The organism is Pseudomonas fluorescens (genome assembly GCF_000730425.1).
Classification (GTDB): domain Bacteria; phylum Pseudomonadota; class Gammaproteobacteria; order Pseudomonadales; family Pseudomonadaceae; genus Aquipseudomonas; species Aquipseudomonas fluorescens_X.
Genome location: NZ_CP008896.1, coordinates 2,396,319 through 2,418,965 on the forward strand (window position 1 = coordinate 2,396,319; position 22,647 = coordinate 2,418,965).

Here is a 22,647-nt window from a genome sequence, read left to right on the forward strand (position 1 = left end):
ATGAGACCCACTCGCCTGTTGCTTGTCTGGCTCGCGGTACTACTGGGCCTGAACGTCGCCCTCGGAACGGCTGCGGCCCTGCAACTCAAGGTACCAGTTGCCCTGCACTCCGTGGCCTGGGGCCTGCTCCTGGCGCTGCTGTTGCTGGCGTTGCTCGACGCCGCACGCCTGCAACGCCGTCCCTCGCCACGCCTGCGGCGGCAAATGCCGGGTAGCCTGGCATTGGGGCGCTGGAGCGAGGTACGGCTCACTCTGAAGCATGACTATCCACAGCCGCTGGTGCTGGAGGTCTTTGATCACGTACCGGATGGCTTGAGCGTGCAAAACCTGCCGCAGGCCATCGCCCTGCGCCCTGGTGTACACAGTGAGCTGGGTTACCGCCTGCGCCCCTTGAGTCGTGGGCATTTCAGCTTCGAGCGCTGTGAGGTGCACCTGCCCAGCCCACTGGGATTGTGGACTGCAAAACGCCAACTGCCGGTCAAGGATGCCGCACGGGTCTACCCGGATTTTGCCCGCCTGTACGGCGCGCAGTTGCTGGCGGTGGATAACTGGCTCAGCCAACTGGGGGTACGCCAGCGCCAGCGTCGCGGCCTGGGCCTGGAGTTTCACCAACTGCGGGAGTTTCGCGAGGGTGACAGCCTGCGCCAGATCGACTGGAAGGCCACGGCACGGCAACGCACGCCGATTGCCCGGGAATATCAGGATGAGCGCGACCAGCAGATTGTCTTCATGCTCGATTGCGGTCGGCGCATGCGCAGCCAGGACGGCGAGTTGTCGCATTTCGACCACGCCCTCAACGCCTGCCTGCTGCTCAGCTACGTGGCCTTGCGCCAGGGCGATGCCGTGGGCCTGTGTACCTTCGCCTGCGACCCGCCGCGCTACCTGGCACCGGTCAAGGGCAGCGGCCAGTTGAACCAGTTGCTCAACACCGTATACGACCTGGACACCACCCGGCGACCGGCCGACTACCAGGCGGCGGCCAGCCAACTGCTGGCTCGCCAGAAACGTCGGGCGCTGGTGATTGTGGTGACCAACCTGCGTGATGAGGACGATGAGGATCTGCTGACCGCAGTCAAGCGCATCAGCCGCCAGCATCGGGTGTTGGTGGCGAGCCTGCGCGAAGAAGTGCTGGACCAATTGCGCCAGGCCCCCGTGCAGACCCTGCCGCAGGCGCTGGCCTACTGTGGCAGCGTCGACTATCTCAATGCCAGGGAAGAGCTCCATGACCGCTTGAAGGCGCAAGGCCTGGCGGTATTGGATGCCCATCCCTCGGCGCTGGGCGCCAACCTGGTAACCCGTTACCTGGGCTGGAAAAAAGCGGGCGTGCTATGAACAGGGTATGACGCTAGGCCGAAGCCTGCAGGGGGTCAAAGCTGAAGTACTGCAGCAACGCGACGATCAATTGCCCGTATTCGGCGGGGGCCTGCAACAGGATGAACCCCGAGTCGTAATGCCGGGGGTTGATATCCTCATGGCTCCACAGGCAAGTGGCGCTGAAGTCAACGGCATGCACATCCCCCTCGGGACCGGGAATTTTCAAGCGCAGCTCGAAATCCACATCGATCATCAAGGGCAATTGGCTGACCAGCATCAGCCCTTCGCTGGAAATATTGCCCAAGTAGCCAATGGGCTTATCTGTAAAGCGGTTGAACACTTGCAGAAAATAGGGCAACTGGTGCCGCTCAATCTTTCGGTCGGTAAACATAATCAGATCGCCATCCAATGGCCATGACTCTGGCCGTTCCTGTGACTAGGGCCGGAGCGTTTCCGGCAACGCCCCGCTCTCTGGATCTCGGTGCAACAGCAGTCCTTGCCCTGTCACTGTACCGCCGCCGAATCCTGGCATTACACCTGTTTGAGTAGAAACTTGTACAAACAGGCATTCAAAGAATAGCCCAACTCCCGCAAGAGGCCAGCCATGAAATGATAAATGTCATCACAAGGTCGCTGGCCGTGCCCTTGCTGCGCTGGCCCCCGGGTAATGCCCCAGTTGCTGCAAGGTGTCGAGGCGTGCGCGAGCACGAAACGCGTACTCGCTCGCAGGGTACTGGCTGATGATGAACTGATAGGTCTGCACGGCATCCACAAACAGTTTCTGGCGCTCCAGGCATTGCCCGCGCAGCATCGAGACTTCCGGCTGCACGTAGCGACGGGACCGGCTTTCACGGTCGACCTGGGACAATTCCAGGGTGACCCGTTCGCAATCGCCTACGTTGTAGGCGCGATAGGCATTGTTCAGATGATGATCCATCGACCAACGGGTACAGCCGACAACACTGACGGCCAGGGCAGCAATGATCAAAACTCGCATGGGGTGTTCTCCTGTCTTGAGCAGTGTATCGACCCTTGGGCGGAAATCTTCAAGGTTGTTCGTCTGGCGCCATAGAGTGAAAACAAGCGAATCGACAATAAGTAGTGCAAACGAACAATGACTACAGCCAAAGAGCATAGTAGCCTTCCCCAGCGCTAGAACTCAGGAGTCCGTGCATGTCCGTCCGTCGTACCAAAATCGTCGCCACCCTTGGCCCGGCCAGTAACTCGCCGGAAGTCCTCGAACAGCTGATTCTGGCTGGCCTGGACGTTGCCCGTCTGAACTTCTCCCACGGCACCCCGGACGAGCACAAGGCTCGCGCCAAGCTGGTACGTGACCTCGCCGCCAAACATGGTCGCTTCGTCGCACTGTTGGGTGACCTGCAAGGTCCAAAGATCCGCATCGCCAAATTCGCCAACAAGCGCATCGAACTGAAGATTGGTGACAAGTTCACTTTCTCCACCAGCCATCCGCTGACCGAAGGCAACCAGCAGGTCGTAGGTATCGATTACCCGGACCTGGTGAAAGACTGTGGCGTCGGCGACGAGCTGCTGCTCGATGACGGCCGTGTGGTCATGCGTGTCGACACCGCCACCGTCACCGAGCTGAACTGCACCGTGATCATCGGCGGCCCGCTGTCCGATCACAAAGGCATCAACCGCCGCGGTGGTGGCCTGACTGCACCGGCCCTGACCGAAAAAGACAAGGCTGACATCAAGCTCGCTGCCGAAATGGAAGTGGACTACCTCGCCGTGTCCTTCCCTCGCGACGCCGCCGACATGGAATACGCCCGCCAACTGCGCGACGAAGCCGGCGGCACCGCCTGGCTGGTGGCGAAGATCGAACGCGCCGAAGCCGTGGCTGACGACGAAACCCTCGACGGCCTGATCAAGGCGTCCGACGCGGTGATGGTTGCCCGTGGCGACCTTGGTGTAGAAATCGGTGACGCTGAACTGATCGGCATCCAAAAGAAAATCATCCTGCACGCGCGCCGCCACAATAAAGCGGTGATCGTTGCAACCCAGATGATGGAGTCGATGATCCAGAACCCGATGCCGACCCGCGCCGAAGTGTCCGACGTGGCCAACGCCGTGCTCGACTACACCGACGCCGTGATGCTCTCGGCGGAAAGTGCTGCCGGCCCGTACCCGTTGGAAGCGGTCCAGGCCATGGCGCGTATCTGTGTCGGCGCTGAAAAGCACCCGACCAGCAAAACCTCCAGCCACCGCATCGGCAAAGTGTTCGAAAGCTGTGACCAGAGCATCGCTCTGGCCGCCATGTACACCGCCAACCACTTCCCGGGTGTCAAGGCGATCATCGCCCTGACCGAAAGTGGCTACACCCCGTTGGTCATGTCGCGCATTCGTTCCTCGGTGCCGATCTATGCGTTCACACCACACCGTGAAGCCCAGGCCCGCGCAGCGATGTTCCGTGGCGTGTATACCATCCCGTTCGACCCGGCTTCGCTGGCGCCGAACGAAGTCAGCCAGAAGGCGATTGACGAGTTGGTCAAGCGCGGCGTCGTGGAGAAAGGCGACTGGGTCATCCTGACCAAGGGCGACAGCTACCACACAACTGGCGGCACCAACGGTATGAAGATCCTGCACGTTGGCGACCCAATGGTCTGAGTGACCCGCTGAAAAGCCCAAGCCCTGCCATGTGAGTGGCAGGGCTTTTTTGCATTTCAAGGGAAGGTTATTTGATGGCTGGGCAGGCCTCATCAGCGCCTGGCCATAAACCCCGACAACGCCGCAATCGCCTCCGGCGAGCGCAACCTTTGGCTAAACAATGCGCCCTCCTCCTCAATCACCTGGCGCAACTGCTCACGGTCGACACCTTTCATCAACTGCTTGCTGATTTGCACTGCACCCGGCGCCAGAGTCTCGAAGCGCCCGGCCACCTCCCGCGCCTTGGCCAAGGCGGCTTCACCACTGTCGAGCGCTTGTGTCGCAATGCCCCACTGTGCAGCCTGCTCGCCGCTGAACCCTTCGCCCAACAGCAGCAGTTCAGCGGCTTTCGCATGCCCGAGCAATCGCGGCAGGATCAGGCTGGAACCAAACTCCGGGCACAACCCCAGGTTGACGAACGGCATGCGCAACCGGGCATCACGGCTGACATACACCAGGTCGCAATGCAGCAACAGCGTCGTGCCAATGCCTACCGCCGCGCCGGCCACCCCGGCAATCACCGGCTTGCGGCAATTGAGCAGGCTTTTCATGAAGAGGAACGGTGGGCTGTCCAGGTCGCTGGGCGGTTGTTGCAAGAAATCGCCGATATCGTTGCCGGCGGTAAAGCATTCGCTGCTGCCCTGGATCAGCACTGCGTTGATCGTGTTATCGGCATCAGCTTGCTCCAGCGCCGCCGCCAACTGGTGGTACATGGCGCGGGTCAGGGCATTTTTCTTGTCGGCACGATTGAGCTGCAGAATCAGCAGCCCGCGGTCACGTTGCAGCACAATGGCATCGGTCATGGTGAGTCTCGCAGATAGGCATCAGCGCTCAACCACGGGGCAGGAACACATCGGCCAGCAGTTGGTTACGCGGCAAACCAGCCAGGAACAGGCGCTTGGAAAAGGCCTCGACACTGCTGGGATGCCCGCAGAGTAAGGCCAGGGTTTGCCGGGAAACAAGCCGCAGTTGCGCCAAAGCACCGGCCAGCTGTGCCGCCGTCCACAGTTCGATCGTGAGGTTGTCATGGCTGGCAGCGAGCTGGGCCAGGGGCTCGGCCAGATAATGCCCACCCGTATCATGGGCCAGGTGAATAACACGGATGGCGCCCTGATGATCCTGGCGCAAGGCTTCGCGCAACACCCCCCACAACGGGCCCAGACCGCTGCCGGAAGCCAGCAGCCACAACGGCCGGGACTGCCAGTCCGGGTCGTAATGCAACGCGCCGCCGCGCAACTCACCCAGACGCAACGGGTCACCCGCGTGCAACTGCCGGGCAAGATCGCTGAACTCGCCGGGCAGACGGCAATCGAGATGAAACTCCAGGAACGGATCGTCCTGGGGCAGGCTGGCCAGGGAATAAGGCCGCGCCACCGTGCCCGCCCACAACACAAGATGCTGCCCGGCCCGGTAGCGCAACCCACGCTCCGGTTGCAGGCGCAGGCGCAGCACCGTCGGGCTCAACCAGTCCGCGCTCAATACCGTAGCCGCCGCGCCGTCGCGCAAGGGGTCAAAAGCCTCGACCCGTACATCGCCCGTGACCTGGCATTGGCAGGCCAGGCGCCAGCCGTCCTGGCGCTGGGCCGGGCTCAGGGCATCGGGTTGCTTGTCCTCGACCTCACCCCGGCAACGCACCAGGCAGGCATGGCAACTGCCCGCCCGGCAACTGTAGGGCACGGCCACACCGGCCTGGTTCAAGACATCCAGCAGATTGCTGCCGGTGGAGACCGACCAGTGGCGCTCGCCAACGTGCAGTTCAGGCATGAAAGGTCTCGAATCAAAATGTGCGATCACTGTAACTGCTTTTTGTCGGCGCCGGCTTGCCGGCGATGGTGGACTAGCAGCCACGACAGGTGTCGCCTGATGCACCGCTATCGCCGGCAAGCCGGCTCCTACAGGTTCCTGGTCGGTAGAGTTTGACCATCGTCGGGTGTATCGGCCATCACGCCGGGTTATACTGCCGCGCCTTTTTAGCGTCGCGCCAGCACTACCCGGCGTGCCTTGGAAAAGGTGGTTTCAGCGACCGATACCCCCATCTGAAGCCACCTTTATTGAATGTTCCCTTATAGAGGAGCGCGACTCATGACCGTGATCAAGCAAGACGACCTGATTCAGAGCGTTGCCGACGCCCTGCAATTCATTTCCTACTACCACCCCGTTGACTTCATCCAGGCGATGCACGAAGCCTACCTGCGCGAAGAGTCGCCGGCAGCCCGTGACTCCATGGCCCAGATCCTGATCAACTCGCGCATGTGTGCCACCGGCCACCGCCCGATCTGCCAGGACACCGGGATCGTCACCGTGTTCGTGCGCGTGGGCATGGATGTACGTTGGGATGGCGCCACCATGGGCCTGGACGACATGATCAACGAAGGCGTGCGTCGCGCCTACAACCTGCCGGAAAACGTACTGCGGGCCTCGATTCTCGCCGACCCGGCAGGTAGCAGGAAGAACACCAAGGACAACACCCCAGCCGTGATCCACTACTCCATCGTCCCGGGTAACACCGTGGAAGTGGACGTGGCCGCCAAGGGCGGTGGTTCCGAGAACAAGTCGAAAATGGCCATGCTCAACCCGTCCGACTCCATTGTCGACTGGGTGCTCAAGACCGTTCCTACCATGGGCGCCGGCTGGTGCCCACCGGGCATGCTCGGCATCGGCATCGGCGGTACCGCCGAGAAAGCCGCCGTCATGGCCAAGGAAGTATTGATGGAGTCCATCGACATCCACGAGCTGAAAAAACGCGGCCCCTCCAACCGTATCGAAGAAATGCGCCTGGAGCTGTTCGAGAAGGTCAACCAACTGGGGATTGGCGCCCAGGGCCTGGGTGGCCTGACCACCGTGCTCGACGTGAAGATCATGGACTACCCGACCCACGCCGCTTCGCTGCCGGTGTGCATGATCCCCAACTGCGCCGCCACCCGTCACACGCACTTTGTGCTTGACGGTTCCGGCCCGGTAGCCCAGGAAGCGCCACCGCTGGACGCCTACCCGGAAATTGTCTGGGAAGCCGGCCCGTCGGCGCGTCGGGTCAACCTCGACACCCTGACCCCGGAAGATGTGCAGAGCTGGAAGCCGGGCGAAACCGTGCTGCTCAACGGCAAGATGCTCACCGGTCGCGACGCGGCGCACAAGCGCATGGTCGAGATGCTGAACAAGGGTGAAACCCTGCCGGTGGACCTCAAGGGTCGCTTCATCTACTACGTCGGCCCGGTAGATCCGGTGCGCGAAGAAGTGGTTGGCCCGGCAGGCCCGACCACCGCCACGCGGATGGACAAGTTCACCCGCCAGATCCTCGAACAGACCGGCCTGCTGGGCATGATCGGCAAATCCGAGCGCGGCCCGACCGCCATCGAAGCGATCAAGGATCACAAGGCGGTGTACCTGATGGCTGTTGGCGGTGCGGCCTACCTGGTGGCGCAAGCCATCAAGAAGTCACGTGTCGTGGCCTTCGCCGAACTGGGCATGGAAGCCATCTACGAGTTCGACGTAAAAGACATGCCGGTCACTGTTGCCGTCGACAGCAAGGGCGAGTCGGTGCACATCACTGGCCCCGCCATCTGGCAGCAAAAGATCAGTGAAAGCCTGGCGGTAGAAGTGCAGTAAGCACCTCCCTGCAAGGATAAAAGGCGACTGTGGCTCCGTGCTGCAGTCGCCTTTTTTGTGGTCACAGTGAACGCAGTCATGTGGGAGCGGGCTTGCTCGCGAAAGCGCTGAATCAGGCGCTGGATGTGTTGAATGACACACTGCTTTCGCGAGCAAGCCCGCTCCCACACAAGCCCAGCTGTTACACCAGCCCGCTCATCACAAGATCCAAGCGGCACATGTTATGGTGCTCGCCCCCAATTGCAGCTGTTCATTCTCGTATGATCGCGATCCCTCGCCCATTGCGTCTGACCTTCTACTCCCTGCTGATTATCGCCGGTGCCGTACTCGCGGCGACCGTCGCCATTCGCCAGGCTGAGCGCCAAGCCCTGGTGGACGACGCAGGCCGTGCCAATCAACAATTGGCCCTGTATGCCAACTCCTTGCACACCCTGATCGAACGTTACCGTGCCCTGCCCGCCGTGCTGGCCCTGGATTCGGAAATGATCAGCGCCCTGAAAGGCCCACTCGATCCCGCGACCCAGGATGTGCTCAACCACAAGCTGGAGCGTATCAACGGTGCCGCGCAGTCTTCGACCCTGGAATTGATGGACCGTACCGGCCTGGCCGTGGCTGCCAGCAACTGGCGCCTGCCCAGCAGCTATGTCGGCCACAACTATGCGTTTCGCCCCTACTTCAGCCAGACCCGCAGCCAGGGCACCGGGCGTTTTTATGCGGTGGGGGTAACCACCGGCATTCCGGGGTACTTCCTCTCCAGCGCGGTAGTCGATGAGCAGGAACAGTTCCTCGGCGCCATGGTGGTGAAACTGGAGTTTCCGGAGCTGGAGCGCGAATGGGCCCAGGGCGATGACCTGCTGCTGGTCAGCGATGCCCGGGGCATCGTGTTTATCGCCAATAAACCCGGATGGCGTTACCGCAACCTGCGCCCGCTGTCGGCCAACGATCTGGCCGAACTCAAGGCCACGCGCCAATACGACAAAAAGCAACTGCTGCCCCTGGACACCCAGATCTTGCAGCGCTTTGACGAAAACAGTCATCTGATGCGCGTGGCCGGCCCCGAAGGCAACGCCAACTACATCTGGGAATCCCTGCCCCTCAAAGCCGAAGGCTGGACCCTGCACCTGCTGCGCAAACCCCAGGTCGCCTTTGAAGATCAGCGTAACGCTGGCCTCGCCGCTGCCGGTCTGTGGCTGGCACTGGTGTTCCTGCTGTTGTTCCTGACCCAGCGCTGGCGCCTGGCCCGTTTGCGCCAGCGCAGCCGCGAAGAACTGGAGCGCCTGGTGGAAGAACGTACCCAGGCCCTGCGCACTGCCCAGGATGGCCTGGTGCAATCGGCCAAGCTGGCGGCGCTGGGGCAGATGTCTGCGGCCCTGGCCCATGAGATCAACCAACCGCTGACCACCCAGCGCATGCAACTGGCCACCTTGCGCCTGCTGCTCGATCACGGGCGCATCGATGACGCCTACCAGGCGCTGACGCCCCTGGACGACATGCTCACCCGCATGGCCGCCCTCACTGGCCACCTCAAGACCTTCGCCCGCAAAAGCCCCAGCGGCCTGCGCGAACGCCTGGACCTGGCGACCGTGGTCGACCAGTCCCTGCACTTGCTCGATGCACGCCTGCGCGACGAAGCCATCGGCACCGTGCTCGACCTGACTCGTCCGGCCTGGGTGCACGGCGATGCCATTCGCCTGGAGCAGGTGCTGATCAACCTGCTGCGCAATGCCCTGGATGCGATGGCCAACCAACCGCGCAAGCGTCTGGAAATCCGCCTGCATGCCGATCAACAACTGTGGCACCTGAGCGTCAGCGACAGCGGCGGTGGCATTGCCGAGGAACACCTGAACAACGTGTTCGACCCGTTCTTCACCACCAAGCCCGTGGGTGATGGGCTCGGGCTCGGCTTGGCGGTGTCCTACGCTATCGTGCATGAACTGGGAGGGCGCCTGAGTGCTGCCAATCAGGGCGACGGCGCCGTCTTCACCCTGACCCTGCCCATCGCGCTGGAGGCGCCGGACCTATGTTGAACGCAGTGATTGTGGTCGATGACGAGGCCAGCATCCGTACGGCCGTGGAACAGTGGCTGAGCCTCTGCGGCTTTGAGGTGCAACTGTTCAGCCGCGCCGAAGACTGCCTGGCCCAACTGCCCAGGGATTTTCCCGGAGTGATTCTCAGCGATGTGCGCATGCCGGGGCTCAGCGGCCTGGAGCTGCTGGCCGAGGTGCAACGGCGCGATGCCGACTTGCCGCTGATCCTGTTGACCGGCCATGGGGATGTACCAATGGCCGTCGAAGCCATGCGCGACGGCGCCTACGACTTTCTGGAAAAGCCCTTCAGCCCCGATGCCCTGCTCGCCAGCCTGCGCCGGGCCCTGGACAAACGCGGCCTGATCCTGGAAAACCGCCGCCTGCACCAACAGGCCGATCAGCGGGTCAAGCTGGAGTCGAGCCTGCTGGGGGTGTCCCGCAGCCTGCAGACATTGCGCCGCCAAGTGCTGGATCTGGCCGCCTTGCCGGTCAACGTGCTGATCCGTGGCGAGACCGGCAGCGGCAAGGAACTGGTCGCCCGCTGCCTGCACGACTTCGGGCCACGGGCGAAGAAGCCGTTTGTCGCGCTCAACTGTGCAGCGATTCCCGAGCAACTGTTCGAAGCCGAGCTGTTCGGCCATGAAAGCGGTGCCTTCACCGGCGCCCAGGGCAAGCGCATTGGCAAGCTGGAGTACGCCGACGGCGGCACGCTGTTTCTCGACGAGATCGAAAGCATGCCCCTGGCCCAGCAGGTGAAACTGCTGCGGGTATTGCAGGAGCAGAAGCTGGAGCGCCTGGGGTCCAACCAGAGCATCAAGGTAGACCTGCGCATCATCGCCGCGACCAAACCCGACCTGCTGGACGAAGCCCGGGCCGGCCGCTTTCGTGAAGACCTGGCCTACCGCCTGACCGTTGCACAACTGCGCCTGCCACCCTTGCGTGAACGCCGCGAGGATATCCCGCTGCTGTTCGATCACTTCACCCAGAGTGCCGCCGAGCGCCTGGGCCGTGAGGCCGCGCCCCTCAGCGGGCCGCAACTGGGGCGGCTGCTCAGCCATGACTGGCCTGGCAACGTGCGCGAACTGGCCAACGTTGCCGAACGCCAGGTGCTGGGCCTGGGCGAGCCGGAACCGGAAGGTATCGAGGCCGGACAATCCCTGTCGGCGCAGCAGGAAGCGTTCGAGGCTCACTGCTTGAAAGCCGCGCTGACCCGGCACAAGGGTGATATCAAGGCGGTACTGGCCGAGCTGCAACTGCCACGGCGTACCTTTAATGAAAAAATGCAGCGCCACGGGCTGACCCGGGAGATGTTTCTCTCGGCGGATTGAGGAGGCTTCTGATGGCCTCCTCGCTGACTTGCCGGTGATGAGGCAGCAGCCATAAGCGGATTTCCGCTCACCACCCAAAAATCATCAGCGAATTTTCGCTCAGAATTTTCCTAACACCCCTCTAGAACGGGCCTCTCCTGGCTTGGCACAGCTCCTGCTATAGCTTGCGTCAGGCTGCGCTGACGCGCGCTCCACAAAAACAATGACATGAAGGATCCTTCAATGGATAACTCCAATTCCCTGCCTCTGGGGTCGGCTGCCGCGCCGACAAAAGAACGCACTACCTCCAGCCGGATCAAATCGATCTTCAGCGGATCGGTCGGCAATATGGTCGAGTGGTACGACTGGTACGTCTACGCCGCCTTCTCGTTGTACTTCGCCAAAACTTTCTTCCCGAAAGGCGACACCACTGCCCAACTGCTCAATACCGCTGCGATCTTCGCCGTGGGCTTCCTGATGCGCCCGATCGGTGGCTGGTTGATGGGCCTGTACGCTGACAAAGTCGGGCGTAAAAAAGCCTTGATGGCCTCGGTCTACCTGATGTGCTTCGGCTCGTTGCTGATTGCCCTGAGCCCGGGCTATGAAATCATCGGTATCGGCGCACCGATCCTGCTGGTCTTCGCCCGTTTGCTGCAGGGCCTGTCGGTCGGCGGCGAATACGGCACCTCCGCCACTTACCTCAGCGAGATGGCGACCAAGGAGCGTCGTGGCTTCTATTCCAGCTTCCAATACGTGACCCTGATCTCCGGCCAGCTCATCGCCCTGGCCGTATTGATCGTGCTGCAACAATTGCTCACCACCGAAGAGCTGTACGCCTGGGGCTGGCGTATCCCGTTCGCCATCGGCGCCCTGTGCGCGGTCGTAGCCCTGTACCTGCGACGCGGCATGGAAGAAACCGAGTCGTTCACCAAGAAGGAAAAAGCCAAGGAAAGCGCCATGCGCACCTTGATGCGCCACCCCAAGGAACTGATGACCGTGGTCGGCCTGACCATGGGTGGCACCCTGGCCTTCTACACCTACACCACTTACATGCAGAAATACCTGGTGAACACTGTCGGCATGAGCATTTCCGACTCCACCACCATTTCTGCGGCCACGCTGTTCCTGTTCATGTGCCTGCAACCGATCGTCGGTGGCCTGTCGGACAAGGTTGGCCGGCGCCCCATCCTGATCGCCTTCGGCATCCTCGGTACGCTGTTCACCGTGCCGATCCTCACCACCCTGCACACCGTCCAGACCTGGTGGGGTGCGTTCTTCCTGATCATGGCCGCGCTGATCATCGTCAGCGGCTACACATCGATCAACGCCGTGGTGAAAGCCGAGCTGTTCCCCACTGAAATCCGCGCCCTGGGCGTCGGGCTGCCCTACGCACTGACTGTATCGATCTTCGGCGGTACCGCCGAATACATCGCCCTGTGGTTCAAGAGCATCGGGATGGAAACCGGCTACTACTGGTACGTGACCGCATGTATTGCCGTGTCGCTGCTGGTCTACATCACCATGAAAGACACCCGCAAACACTCGCGGATTACCACGGACTGACCGTTCGCCAGGTATAGAAAAGGGGCCCTGTCATCCCGTGACAGGGCCCCTTTTTTATTGCGTCAGGACAGCTCTGCCACCGGCTGGCGGCTATCCCTGCGCTGTACATACCAGGCACCGGCGATCATCACCAGCAGCACCGCCGCCAGCACCGCAGACGAGCCAACAGTGCCAAAGTCCAGGCCACCCTTTTCATGGGGTTTGGTCAGGAAGTCCCCGAGCGTCGCGCCAAAGGGGCGAGTCAGTACAAACGCGACCCAGAACAACACCACCGACGAAACCGTCGTGCAGTACTTGAGCGCCACCACCAGCAGGATGCTCGCACCAATCAACATGGCACCACCGGCAAAACCCAGCCCCGAGTCGTCGGCCAGGAAGTCCCCCAGCGCCGTGCCCAGGGTGTTGGAGAGCAGGATTGCGATCCAGTAGAACAGCTCGCCGCGCGGGGTCTGCACCTTGTTCACATTCAGCGAGTTGCCACTCAAGTGCCAGAGTGCAAAGACCATCAGCAACAACACAATCAGGATCATCGAGCCGGAGGCATATCCCAGGCCCAGGGTGCGGTCCATAAAGTCGGACATGGTGGTGCCCGCCGTGCTCGTCGACAGGATCACGATCCAGTACAGCACCGGGTTGTAGGTTTTCGACCATAGCTGCGTGAGCAATGTGATCAGGAACACGCTGAGCAGGATCATCGAACTGATGGCATAGCCGACGTTCAAGGTCATCGACAACAAGTCCCCGGCGGTTTCGCCAAGGGTGGTCGCACAGATCTTCATGACCCAGAACGCCAGGGTAATCTGAGGAAGTTTGTTCATTGTGCAGAAGGCTCCAGAGTTCAGTCTCGAAAGGCCGACTCATGGGGGGGGTATCGACCTGGCGTGCAGACTGGCCGTGCTGCTGTGAAAAATAGGTGGGCGATGTATGAAAATTCCATACGGCACCGCCAATCCGCTGGAAATCCTGCCCTTGGGGTTGCACTATTGCGCTTTTACCCGCCGCAGGACCCCACGGCCATGCCTGACGATATCCATTTCTACGAACCCGCCAACGGCCACGGCCTGCCCCATGACCCCTTCAACGCCATCGTCGGCCCACGCCCGATTGGCTGGATTTCGTCCCAGGACCGTGAAGGTGTCCTGAACCTGGCGCCCTACAGTTTTTTCAACGCCTTCAACTACATTCCACCGATCATTGGGTTTTCCAGCATTGGGCGTAAAGACAGCCTGAACAACATCGAACAGACCGGCGAGTTTGTCTGGAACCTGGCCACGCGCCCGCTGGCCGAGCAGATGAACCAGAGCTGCGCCGCCGTTTCACCAGAGACCAACGAGTTTGAACTGGCCGGGCTGACGCCGGTGGCGTCCAAGGTGATTGCCGTGCCACGGGTGGGCGAAAGCCCGGTGTCGTTCGAGTGCAAGGTGACGCAGATCATTCAACTGCAACGGGCCGATAAGGAAGTGGTGCCTACCTGGCTGGTGCTCGGAGAAGTGGTCGCGGTGCATATTGCCAAGCGACTGCTCAAAAATGGGATCTACGATACCGCTGCCGCCGAGCCGATTCTGCGTGGCGGCGGCCCGGCAGATTACTTCCAACTAGGCCCGGAAGCGTTGTTCAAGATGTACCGCCCGGGTGCCAGCAAACCCTGATTGAATGCAATGCAATTAAAAATGTGGGAGCGGGCTTGTGTGGGAGCGGGCTTGCTCGCGAAAGCGGTGGATCAGTACCAAATTGGTTGGCTGACACGACGCTTTCGCGAGCAAGCCCGCTCCCACACAAAACTCGCTCCCACAGTTGGGTCGGTGGCGCTCTTTAGTTTGTTGCGGTCGCCCAGGCCAGTTGGCCCTCTTCATCGATATCGATCAAGCGTTCCAATTGCTGGGCCGCCGCATCGTCAGCGTCGTCGGCAGTCTTGAAGAGTTGGCCATCGAGGATTTTGTGAAAGCGCGGTGCGCCCATGCCGTCCAATGCCTTGACGGCAATGGCGGCGCTATAGCCACCCTGGTCTTCACGTACTAGGGCGGAAACGGCTTCGTGGTGGGCAAACTCTTTACGTGCCATGTTGCAGGTCCTGGCCAATGGAAAGTCGGCCATTCTAAACCCTAACCGGCCAGTTGCAGGTACTCGCCGTAGGCATTGGCGGCGGAGGCATCGGTGAAGGTCTGGAAGTCCATGCTGCGCACGACCATGTCGTTCAACAGTTCGGTAAACAGCACCAGGGCTGGCGAGCTGAAGTAGGCACTCATCGCCTGTTCGCTGCTCCAGAAACCCGAGACCAGCCATACATCGGGGTCAACCTGGGAATGTTGCAACGAGAATTGCAAGCAACCCTGAGCCTGACGGCCCGGTTCGATCAAACTGCTCAAGCGTGCACCCAGTTCGGTGCTGCACCCGCTGCGGGCGCGGATAAAGGCCATATGGCTCGCGGGAATGGGGGTGGACATGTTCGACTCTCCCGTTGAGAAGTGATGCTCGGCAAGCACTGTGAGGGCGTGTTGCCACAGGATCAAAGATACGGGCACGGGCGCCTGCGCGGTTAGTCGATTCCTGCCGGCTTATTGCACAATCCTGCCGGAAGCGTAGAACGACGATTTGGCCCCTGGCCTTGTTTCACGGGCAAGGGCCTTGTTTCAGGCAGATGACAGACCATGCGCTTGCCTGATTCAAGTCGCGCCGCAGGATCAGGCAAGGATTGTGCAGAATCGACATAACACTGTTTCAACAGCCACCGCTAAGCTGCGCCCCATCAAAGAAGCCTGCAGAGGACGCCCCATGTCGTCGCCCGAACATCAGCCCATTCCCCTCGATGCCGAGATGGAGAAACAGCGCGCCGAACTGGCCAGTATCGTGCACCGGCATACCTGGGAAGACGGCTCCTACGGCACGGCAATCACTTCGCTGTACCTGAACCGCCACAATACGCCGCGCGATTTCATGCCGGTGCTGGTGGAACCCGCCCTGTGCATCCTCGCCAACGGCAGCAAGGAAGTGCGCCTGGCCGACGAGATCTTTGCCTACGACCCCCTCAACTACCTGGTGTTTTCGGTCGCGATGCCCGTGGCCGGACGGGTCATCGATGCCACGCCCGAAGACCCCAACCTGTCGATACGCATCAATATCGACCCGGCGCATCTGACCGCCTTGATTGCCGAAGCCGGCCCCATGGGTGTGCCCGCGCGCCCGACAGCGCGCGGAATGTATGTCGACCGGATCGACACCCAGTTGCTCGACGCCGTCCTGCGCCTGGCACGTCTGCTGGATACGCCCAAAGACATCGCGATGCTGGCGCCGTTGATCAATCGCGAAATTCTCTACCGTTTGCTGCGTGGGCCACAGGGCTATCGCTTGTACGAAATTGCCGTGGCCAATAGCCAGAGCCATCGGGTCAGCCGGGCGATCACCTGGTTGAACGGGAACTACGAACAACCGCTGCGCATCGATGATCTGGCCAGGGAAGTGAATCTCAGCGTGTCGACCCTGCATCATCGCTTCAAGGCAATCACCGCCATGAGTCCGTTGCAGTACCAGAAGCAGTTGCGCTTGCAGGAGGCCCGGCGACTGATGATCGCCGAAGGCCTGGAAGCCTCGGCGGCGGGCTATCGAGTGGGGTATGAAAGCCCGTCGCAGTTCAGCCGGGAATACAGCCGGTTGTTTGGGGCGCCGCCTTTGCGCGACCTGGCCAGGCTACGCCAAAGCATCTGACCCACCGCGTCACCCTGTAGGGGCCGGCTTGCCAGCGATCGCGATACATCAGTCACATTTGCAGTGCCTGACCTACCGCCATCGCTGGCAAGCCAGCTCCTACAGGGTAATCCGTGGTGTTGTTTAGTCCAGGGTTCGGGGCAGTTGCAAGGTCACCCGCAGGCCACCTTCGCGTAAATTCTGCAGGCTCACTTCGCCGCCATGGCTGTGGGCAATATTGCGCGCAATTCCCAGCCCCAAACCATAGCCCTGCTGCTGTCCCGCCAGGCGAAAGTGCGGCTCGAAGACCTGTTCCAGACGCTGCTCCGGCACCCCCGGCCCCTCGTCATCCACATGCAGGATGAATTGCGCGCCATCGTCCTCGATACGCAAGTGGGCGTTCTGCCCGTACTTCAAGGCGTTGTCGATCAGGTTGCCGATACAGCGCTTGAGCGCCAGCGGCTTGCCCGGATAGGCCGTCAGCGCCCGACCGTGCTGGGTCACCCGACCATTGCCATTGGGCGCCAGGTACGGCTCCACCAGGCAGTCGAGTACATGGTTGAGGTCTACCGGCTCGATGTTCTCGTGGATATCCGTGTCCTTGACGCACTGCAACGCGCCCTTGACCAACAGTTCCAGCTCATCCAGGTCACGGCCGAACTTGGCTTGCAGCCTCTCGTCTTCCAGCAACTCCACGCGCAACCGCAGGCGTGTGATCGGGGTGCGCAGGTCGTGGGAAATCGCACTGAACAACTGGCTGCGCTCAGTCAGGTAGCGGCTGATCCGCTCGCGCATGGCATTGAACGCTCGGCCCACTTCCACCACCTCGCTGCCGCCACCCTCGGCCACCGGTTCCACGTCGGCCCCCAGGGACAGGTCCCGCGCCGCCCGCGCCAGGCGCTTGAGCGGCCGGCTTTGCCAATGCACCAGCAACCCGATAAACAGCAGCAGAAAGCTACTGGTCAGCACGATAAACCACACTTGCTGGGAGGGCAGGCCCTGCTCTTCGAGGCTGGTATAGGGTTCGGGCAGCAACGAGGCGATATACAGCCATTCGCCGGCGCCCAACTCGATCTGCGTCACCAGCACCGGCGGGTTTACCGGCTCCAGGGTCAGTGCGTAATGGGCCCAGGAACGTGGCAATTCATCGAGCTTGAGCCCGGCATTGAAAATGCGCAGGTCTTCGGCACTGACAAACTCCACCGAAAAATGCACAGCACTGCCCAGGGTCTGGCGCAGCACTTCGTCCACGGCACCGAGTACCGCCTGCTTGCGCGGGGTTTGCGGCAGGATCTGCATATCCAGCGGCTTGTCGTTGAGCGTCACCACAAAACGCGTACCGCCCATGCTGCGCAACTGGTCGAGCACCAGCGGCCGGTAAGCCACCGGCAGCGAGCGGAAATAGCTGACGCTGGCATTCATTGAATGGGCCAGGCTGCGGGCGCTGGTGACCAGGCCTTCAAGCTGGGTGGCGCGCAGTTGCGACACCCAGATCACACTGGATAAAGCCTGGGCAAACAGCACTGCCAACAGGGTCAGCAGCAGCATGCGCCCCAGCAATGAGCGCGGGACGGGAATGCGCCGACGCTCAGTGGGCATTGCTGGCAACCACACTGGCCGCCAGTTGGTATCCGCTGCCGCGCACGGTGCGGATCAGACGTGGAGGTTTTTCTGTATCGCGCAGGCGTTGGCGCAGGCGGCTGACAGCCATGTCGACAATCCGGTCGAGGGGCATCAGGTCACGGCCACGGGTGGCGTTGCCAATGGTGTCGCGATCAAGTATTTGCTGTGGATGATCGAGGAACAACTTGAGCAAGGCAAAGTCGGCGCCGGACAGGATGACTTCCTCGCCATCGAGGTGAAACAGCCGATGGCTGACCACATCCAGCCGCCACTCATCGAACACCAGTACATCGCCGCCCGTGCGCTCCTGGCCGAACTGGCAGCGGCGCAACAGGGCCTTGATGCGCGCCTGCAACTCCCGCGGGCTGAAGGGTTTACCGATGTAGTCGTCGGCGCCCAGCTCCAGGCCTATCACCCGGTCGGCTTCGTCGGAACTGGCCGTCAGCATGATGATCGGCACCTGGGCCTGGCGCGGGTGCTGGCGTACCCAGCGGCAGAGGCTGAAGCCATCTTCGTCCGGCAGCATGACGTCGAGGATCACCAGGTCGCACGGGGCCTCGTCCATTGCCTGGCGAAACCCCGCGCCATTGGGCACGCCCCGCACCTGGAAGCCGGCACGACTGAGGTAGGTTTGCAGCAACTCGCGGATTTCCTCGTCGTCGTCGACAAGGAGAATGGATTTACTGATTACGCTCACGGGGGCCTCCTTGTTGTTATGGGACAAGCCTTGAATCATGGGGTGTTCTCAGGGGTCTCATCGCCGGCAAGCCGGCTCCTACCTTTGGAATGCAGTCTTCTGTAGGAGCGGGCTTGCCCGCGATGGGGCCATCACTGCCTACGCAAAAGCCTGCTCCAAAGCGACACCCGCCCCGGTCAACCCGGAGTACGGCGCCGTCACCAACCACACCGGAATCCCCTTGAAGTAGTCACTCATGCAGCCTTTGTCAGCAAAGCTTTTGGCAAAACCGCTGTTGATAAAGAAATCGGCAAACCGCGGGATCACCCCGCCCACGATATACACACCACCCCGGGCGCCGGTGGTCAGCACGTTATTGCCGGCCACGCGGCCCAGCCAGATGCTGAACTGGTCCAGGACTTCCAGCGCAACCAGGTCGCCAGCCAGTCCTGCAGCGGTAATCGCCTCCGGGGTCTCCAGTACTACCGGGTGGCCGTCCACCGCGCAGATCGCCCGGTACAAGCGGGGCAGACCGCCGCCGCTCAGGGCGGTCTCGGCGCTGACATGCCCGATCTCGTTATAGATGTGCTGCCACAACTGGGTTTCCCGTGGGCTGCTCAAGGGCAGGTCGACATGCCCGCCCTCCCCCGGCAAGGCTGCCCAACGGCCTGTGCCCAGGTCGAGCAAGGTGCCTACGCCCAACCCCGTGCCCGGGCCGATCACCACCGCGGGGCGCAACGGCTCCGGTGTACCGGCACACACGACGCGATACTCATCGGGTTGCAGGCGGGTCATGCCCAGGGCCATGGCCGAGAAGTCATTGACCAACAACAACTCATCCACTTGCAGGGTCTTGCAGAACGCGGTCTTGCTCAGGCGCCAGTGATTGTTGGTGAACTTGAACTCATCACCACTCACCGGCCCCGCCACCGACAGGCACACCGCACCAACAGTGCCCAACGCCAGGCCTTCCTCCTTGAGGTAGACCAGGATCGCATCCTCGGGGCTGGCGTGATCCGCCGTGGCCAGCACCCGGATCGAATGCAGTGCCTGGTCCCGCCACAACGCAAACCGGGCGTTGGTACCGCCGATGTCACCAACCAGCGCAAGTTTCACTTGAGTGTCTCCAGGGCAGAGGTAAAGGCGCTGGCGCCCTGCTCTGCAGAGCTTGCGGCCAGGCGCATAAATGCAAACAGCTCACGCCCCGCCCCCACGTTATTGCCCAACAGGCCCGTGGCAGGCTTGCGCGCTGCAAATGCTTCGGCGTCCACCTTAAGCTCCAGGGTGCCGTTGACGCCATCGACGCGAATGATATCGCCATCCTTGACCCGCGCCAGCGGCCCGCCGCTCTGGGCTTCGGGGTTAACGTGGATCGCGGCGGGAATCTTACCCGAGGCGCCGGACATCCGCCCGTCGGTCACCAGGGCAACCTTGAAGCCACGGTCCTGGAGCACGCCGAGGAATGGCGTCATTTTGTGTAATTCCGGCATGCCATTGGAGCGCGGCCCCTGGAAGCGCATCACCGCGACAAAATCCTTCTCCAACTGGCCGGCCTTGAACGCGTCGGCCAGGTCTTGCTGATCCTGGAACACCACGGCCGGCGCCTCGACGATTTGGTGCTCGAGGGCCACGGCCGAGACTTTCATCACCCCTCGGCCAAGGTTGCCCTCCATCACGCGCAAACCGCCTTCGGGGGAGAACGCACGGGCCACCGGGCGCAGGATGGTTTCGTCGAGGCTTTCGATCGGGCCGTCGCGCCAGACCAGTTCGCCGTCCACCAGGAATGGCTCCTGGGTGTAGCGGCTCAGGCCACGGCCCGCGACGGTGTTGACGTCTTCGTGGAGCAGGCCGGCTTCCAGCAACTCGCGGATCAGGAACGACATGCCACCCGCCGCCTGGAAGTGGTTGATATCGGCCTTGCCGTTCGGATAGACGTGGGACAGGGTCGGTACCACTTCCGAGAGGTCGGCCATGTCCTGCCAGGTCAGGATGATGCCTGCCGACATGGCAATGGCCGGCATATGCAGGGTGTGGTTGGTGGAGCCGCCGGTGGCATTGAGGGCCACGATGGAGTTGACCAGGGATTTTTCGTCGACGATCTCGCCAATCGGCGTGAAGTTGCCGCTGGCCTTGGTCAGGCGCGTGACCTGGTGCGCAGCCTCACGGGTCAGCGCATCGCGCAGCGGCGTGTACGGGTTGACGAACGAGGCGCCCGGCAAGTGCAGGCCCATCACTTCCATCAGCAACTGGTTGGTGTTGGCGGTGCCGTAGAAGGTGCAGGTGCCAGGGCTGTGGTAGGACTTCATCTCCGACTCCAGCAGTTCTTCGCGGCTGGCCTTGCCTTCGGCGTAGCGCTGGCGCACATCGGCTTTCTGCTTGTTGGAAATACCCGACGGCATGGGCCCGCCCGGCACGAAGATCATCGGCAAGTGGCCATAACGCAAGGCACCCATCATCAGACCGGGGACGATCTTGTCGCAGATACCCAGCATCAGCGCGGCGTCGAACATGTTGTGGGACAGCGCTACCGCCGTGGACATGGCGATCACTTCGCGGCTCAGCAGGCTCAGTTCCATGCCGGGCTCGCCCTGGGTCACGCCATCACACATGGCCGGGGTGCCACCGGCGAACTGACCGACAGAGCCCATCTCGCGCAGGGCCTTTTTGATTTGTTCGGGGAAATGTTCGTACGGCTGGTGCGCCGACAGCATGTCGTTATATGACGAAACAATTGCCACGTTGGCGGCGTTCATCATCCGCAGACTATTTTTATCTTCAGTGCCGCACCCGGCCACGCCGTGGGCAAAGTTGGCGCATTGCAGCTTGCCGCGCATCGGACCGTCGCTGGCCGCGCCGCGAATCAGCGCAAGGTACGCCTCGCGAGTGGCCCGGCTGCGGGCGATAAGGCGTTCGGTGACCTCAAGTACGCGGGGATGCATGTGTAGAACTCCAGGCTAACGGATGTGGCGACCTGAAAGTCTATGCTGGTCAAAAGCCCGCCGCGCAGAGGTTGGCAGGGAGTTACTTGACCAATCGGACCAGTTGATTCAGGTCACTCGTTGTAGATTGAACAAAATATTGCCACTAAAAAGGCTTGTTTTCTATTTTTATGCGAATAATCTTGTAATTCTTACAACAAATCGACGACAGGCGCTTTTCAAATGACTCTTCGAATCGCAATCAATGGTTTTGGCCGTATCGGCCGCAACGTCCTGCGCGCACTTTATACCCAAGGCTACCGCCAGGATTTGCAGATCGTCGCCATCAATGATCTGGGCGACAGTTCGATTAACGCCCACCTGCTTAAATACGACACCGTCCATGGCACTTTCGACGCAGAGGTCGCCCACGATCAGGAAAGCCTGACCGTCAATGGCGACCGGATTGCCGTCAGCGCCATTCGCAACCCCGCCGGCCTGCCGTGGGCTGCACACAAGATCGACGTGGTGTTCGAATGCACCGGCCTGTTTACCGACCGTGACAAGGCCGCCGCCCATATTACCGCTGGCGCGCGCAAGGTGATCATCTCGGCCCCGGCCAAGGGCGCGGATGCCACCGTGGTCTATGGGGTAAACCATGACATTTTGCGCCAATCGCACCAGATCATCTCCAACGCCTCCTGCACCACCAACTGCCTGGCGCCGGTGGCCCAGGTGCTGCACCGTGAGCTGGGTATTGAAAGCGGCCTGATGACCACCATTCATGCCTACACCAACGACCAGAACCTGACCGACGTCTACCACACCGACCCGTACCGCGCCCGCTCGGCCACGCAGAACATGATCCCGAGCAAGACCGGGGCGGCCGAAGCGGTAGGCCTGGTATTGCCGGAGCTGGCGGGCAAATTGACCGGCATGGCGGTGCGGGTGCCGGTGATCAACGTGTCGCTGGTGGACCTGACCGTGCAATTGAAAAAAGAAGCCACGGCCGATGAGGTCAACGCACTGCTCAAAGAAGCCAGCCAACATTCGAAAATCCTCGGCTACAACACCCTGCCGCTGGTTTCCAGTGACTTCAACCACAACCCCCTGTCGTCGATCTTCGACGCCAACCACACCAAGTCCAGCGGCAAGCTGCTCAAGGTCTTGGCCTGGTACGACAACGAATGGGGCTTCTCCAACCGCATGCTGGATAACTGCCTGGCGCTATGTAACGCCGAGTAACTCCCTGTGGGAGCGGGCGTGCT

20 protein-coding genes are annotated in these 22,647 nt (G+C 61.6%); 9 read left to right on the top strand and 11 right to left on the bottom strand.

Annotation, left to right across the window (positions count from 1 at the left end; genetic code table 11):
* Positions 1-1,332, top strand: a complete 1,332-nt coding sequence (locus tag HZ99_RS10490; RefSeq protein WP_038448046.1) for a DUF58 domain-containing protein — start codon at positions 1-3, stop codon at positions 1,330-1,332.
* 13 nt (positions 1,333-1,345) lie between these two features.
* On the opposite strand, the gene HZ99_RS10495 is transcribed toward HZ99_RS10490, so the two are convergent.
* On the bottom strand, positions 1,346-1,705 hold the full coding sequence (locus HZ99_RS10495; protein ID WP_038448047.1) for a PilZ domain-containing protein: 360 nt from the start codon (positions 1,703-1,705) through the stop codon (positions 1,346-1,348).
* 231 nt (positions 1,706-1,936) lie between these two features.
* Positions 1,937-2,311, bottom strand: a complete 375-nt coding sequence (locus HZ99_RS10500) for a hypothetical protein (protein ID WP_038442861.1) — start codon at positions 2,309-2,311, stop codon at positions 1,937-1,939.
* 176 nt (positions 2,312-2,487) lie between these two features.
* Here HZ99_RS10500 and pyk point away from each other — a divergent pair, with 176 nt between their 5' ends.
* A complete protein-coding gene (pyk, locus tag HZ99_RS10505; RefSeq protein WP_038442862.1) occupies positions 2,488-3,939 on the top strand; it encodes a pyruvate kinase in 1,452 nt (483 codons plus the stop codon).
* Positions 3,940-4,031: 92 nt separating this feature from the next.
* On the opposite strand, the gene HZ99_RS10510 is transcribed toward pyk, so the two are convergent.
* Both HZ99_RS10510 and HZ99_RS10515 read right to left on the bottom strand, forming a co-directional pair.
* Positions 4,032-4,781 (bottom strand): enoyl-CoA hydratase-related protein, encoded by a 750-nt coding sequence (locus HZ99_RS10510; RefSeq protein WP_038442863.1) that lies wholly within the window; start codon positions 4,779-4,781, stop codon positions 4,032-4,034.
* Between the two features lie 28 nt (positions 4,782-4,809).
* Entirely contained in the window at positions 4,810-5,742 is a 933-nt protein-coding gene (locus HZ99_RS10515) for an iron-sulfur-binding ferredoxin reductase (RefSeq protein ID WP_038442864.1), read from the bottom strand.
* A 318-nt stretch (positions 5,743-6,060) separates the two neighbouring features.
* Here HZ99_RS10515 and HZ99_RS10520 point away from each other — a divergent pair, with 318 nt between their 5' ends.
* The 4 genes from HZ99_RS10520 to HZ99_RS10535 all read left to right on the top strand — a co-directional run bounded on the left by HZ99_RS10520 (position 6,061) and on the right by HZ99_RS10535 (position 12,481).
* On the top strand, positions 6,061-7,584 hold the full coding sequence (locus HZ99_RS10520) for a fumarate hydratase (protein ID WP_038442865.1): 1,524 nt from the start codon (positions 6,061-6,063) through the stop codon (positions 7,582-7,584).
* Between the two features lie 260 nt (positions 7,585-7,844).
* Positions 7,845-9,611, top strand: a complete 1,767-nt coding sequence (locus HZ99_RS10525; protein ID WP_038442867.1) for an ATP-binding protein — start codon at positions 7,845-7,847, stop codon at positions 9,609-9,611.
* Positions 9,605-10,939, top strand: a complete 1,335-nt coding sequence (locus HZ99_RS10530) for a sigma-54-dependent transcriptional regulator (protein WP_038442868.1) — start codon at positions 9,605-9,607, stop codon at positions 10,937-10,939. The genes HZ99_RS10525 and HZ99_RS10530 overlap by 7 nt, the downstream gene beginning before the upstream one ends.
* A 222-nt stretch (positions 10,940-11,161) precedes the next feature.
* On the top strand, positions 11,162-12,481 hold the full coding sequence (locus HZ99_RS10535; protein WP_038442869.1) for an MFS transporter: 1,320 nt from the start codon (positions 11,162-11,164) through the stop codon (positions 12,479-12,481).
* Between the two features lie 62 nt (positions 12,482-12,543).
* Here the strand turns inward: HZ99_RS10535 and HZ99_RS10540 are convergent, their stop codons facing one another.
* The gene (locus HZ99_RS10540) at positions 12,544-13,299 is read right to left on the bottom strand and encodes a membrane protein (RefSeq protein WP_038442870.1); all 756 of its coding nucleotides are present in this window, start codon (positions 13,297-13,299) and stop codon (positions 12,544-12,546) included.
* A 198-nt stretch (positions 13,300-13,497) separates the two neighbouring features.
* Here HZ99_RS10540 and HZ99_RS10545 point away from each other — a divergent pair, with 198 nt between their 5' ends.
* A complete protein-coding gene (locus HZ99_RS10545; RefSeq protein ID WP_038442871.1) occupies positions 13,498-14,130 on the top strand; it encodes a flavin reductase family protein in 633 nt (210 codons plus the stop codon).
* 163 nt (positions 14,131-14,293) lie between these two features.
* On the opposite strand, the gene HZ99_RS10550 is transcribed toward HZ99_RS10545, so the two are convergent.
* Both HZ99_RS10550 and HZ99_RS10555 read right to left on the bottom strand, forming a co-directional pair.
* Positions 14,294-14,575 carry a hypothetical protein gene (locus HZ99_RS10550; protein ID WP_038442872.1) on the bottom strand — a complete coding sequence of 94 codons (282 nt, stop codon included), beginning with the start codon at positions 14,573-14,575 and terminating at the stop codon, positions 14,294-14,296.
* A gap of 8 nt (positions 14,576-14,583) precedes the next feature.
* Positions 14,584-14,925: an antibiotic biosynthesis monooxygenase family protein gene (locus tag HZ99_RS10555; RefSeq protein ID WP_038442873.1), complete on the bottom strand. Its 342-nt coding sequence runs from the start codon at positions 14,923-14,925 to the stop codon at positions 14,584-14,586.
* Between the two features lie 328 nt (positions 14,926-15,253).
* Between HZ99_RS10555 and HZ99_RS10560 the strand changes: the two genes are divergently transcribed.
* Positions 15,254-16,183, top strand: a complete 930-nt coding sequence (locus tag HZ99_RS10560; RefSeq protein ID WP_038442874.1) for an AraC family transcriptional regulator — start codon at positions 15,254-15,256, stop codon at positions 16,181-16,183.
* 123 nt (positions 16,184-16,306) lie between these two features.
* Here HZ99_RS10560 and HZ99_RS10565 read toward each other — a convergent pair whose 3' ends face one another.
* From HZ99_RS10565 to edd, 4 genes are all read right to left on the bottom strand, one after another.
* A complete protein-coding gene (locus tag HZ99_RS10565) occupies positions 16,307-17,761 on the bottom strand; it encodes an ATP-binding protein (protein ID WP_038442875.1) in 1,455 nt (484 codons plus the stop codon).
* Positions 17,751-18,482, bottom strand: a complete 732-nt coding sequence (locus HZ99_RS10570) for a response regulator (protein ID WP_038448048.1) — start codon at positions 18,480-18,482, stop codon at positions 17,751-17,753. The genes HZ99_RS10565 and HZ99_RS10570 overlap by 11 nt, the downstream gene beginning before the upstream one ends.
* A gap of 138 nt (positions 18,483-18,620) precedes the next feature.
* Complete coding sequence (locus tag HZ99_RS10575; protein ID WP_038442876.1) at positions 18,621-19,577, bottom strand: glucokinase; 957 nt, start codon at positions 19,575-19,577, stop codon at positions 18,621-18,623.
* A complete protein-coding gene (gene edd / locus HZ99_RS10580; protein WP_038442877.1) occupies positions 19,574-21,400 on the bottom strand; it encodes a phosphogluconate dehydratase in 1,827 nt (608 codons plus the stop codon). The genes HZ99_RS10575 and edd overlap by 4 nt, the downstream gene beginning before the upstream one ends.
* A gap of 222 nt (positions 21,401-21,622) precedes the next feature.
* On the opposite strand from edd, the gene gap reads away from it, so the two are divergent.
* The gene (gap, locus tag HZ99_RS10585) at positions 21,623-22,624 is read left to right on the top strand and encodes a type I glyceraldehyde-3-phosphate dehydrogenase (protein ID WP_038442879.1); all 1,002 of its coding nucleotides are present in this window, start codon (positions 21,623-21,625) and stop codon (positions 22,622-22,624) included.
* Positions 22,625-22,647: the final 23 nt, after the last annotated feature.

What these genes read in the sequence shown, in the direction of transcription:
- HZ99_RS10540 (WP_038442870.1), bottom strand. Translation starts at nt 13,299, where the DNA reads ATGAACAAACTTCCTCAGATTACCCTGGCGTTCTGGGTCATGAAGATC.
- HZ99_RS10565 (WP_038442875.1), bottom strand. Translation starts at nt 17,761, where the DNA reads ATGCCCACTGAGCGTCGGCGCATTCCCGTCCCGCGCTCATTGCTGGGG.
- HZ99_RS10555 (WP_038442873.1), bottom strand. Translation starts at nt 14,925, where the DNA reads ATGTCCACCCCCATTCCCGCGAGCCATATGGCCTTTATCCGCGCCCGC.
- HZ99_RS10500 (WP_038442861.1), bottom strand. Translation starts at nt 2,311, where the DNA reads ATGCGAGTTTTGATCATTGCTGCCCTGGCCGTCAGTGTTGTCGGCTGT.
- HZ99_RS10510 (WP_038442863.1), bottom strand. Translation starts at nt 4,781, where the DNA reads ATGACCGATGCCATTGTGCTGCAACGTGACCGCGGGCTGCTGATTCTG.
- pyk (WP_038442862.1), top strand. Translation starts at nt 2,488, where the DNA reads ATGTCCGTCCGTCGTACCAAAATCGTCGCCACCCTTGGCCCGGCCAGT.
- HZ99_RS10525 (WP_038442867.1), top strand. Translation starts at nt 7,845, where the DNA reads ATGATCGCGATCCCTCGCCCATTGCGTCTGACCTTCTACTCCCTGCTG.
- HZ99_RS10495 (WP_038448047.1), bottom strand. Translation starts at nt 1,705, where the DNA reads ATGTTTACCGACCGAAAGATTGAGCGGCACCAGTTGCCCTATTTTCTG.
- HZ99_RS10535 (WP_038442869.1), top strand. Translation starts at nt 11,162, where the DNA reads ATGGATAACTCCAATTCCCTGCCTCTGGGGTCGGCTGCCGCGCCGACA.
- HZ99_RS10550 (WP_038442872.1), bottom strand. Translation starts at nt 14,575, where the DNA reads ATGGCCGACTTTCCATTGGCCAGGACCTGCAACATGGCACGTAAAGAG.
- HZ99_RS10490 (WP_038448046.1), top strand. Translation starts at nt 1, where the DNA reads ATGAGACCCACTCGCCTGTTGCTTGTCTGGCTCGCGGTACTACTGGGC.
- HZ99_RS10515 (WP_038442864.1), bottom strand. Translation starts at nt 5,742, where the DNA reads ATGCCTGAACTGCACGTTGGCGAGCGCCACTGGTCGGTCTCCACCGGC.
- HZ99_RS10520 (WP_038442865.1), top strand. Translation starts at nt 6,061, where the DNA reads ATGACCGTGATCAAGCAAGACGACCTGATTCAGAGCGTTGCCGACGCC.
- HZ99_RS10545 (WP_038442871.1), top strand. Translation starts at nt 13,498, where the DNA reads ATGCCTGACGATATCCATTTCTACGAACCCGCCAACGGCCACGGCCTG.
- gap (WP_038442879.1), top strand. Translation starts at nt 21,623, where the DNA reads ATGACTCTTCGAATCGCAATCAATGGTTTTGGCCGTATCGGCCGCAAC.
- HZ99_RS10560 (WP_038442874.1), top strand. Translation starts at nt 15,254, where the DNA reads ATGTCGTCGCCCGAACATCAGCCCATTCCCCTCGATGCCGAGATGGAG.
- edd (WP_038442877.1), bottom strand. Translation starts at nt 21,400, where the DNA reads ATGCATCCCCGCGTACTTGAGGTCACCGAACGCCTTATCGCCCGCAGC.
- HZ99_RS10530 (WP_038442868.1), top strand. Translation starts at nt 9,605, where the DNA reads ATGTTGAACGCAGTGATTGTGGTCGATGACGAGGCCAGCATCCGTACG.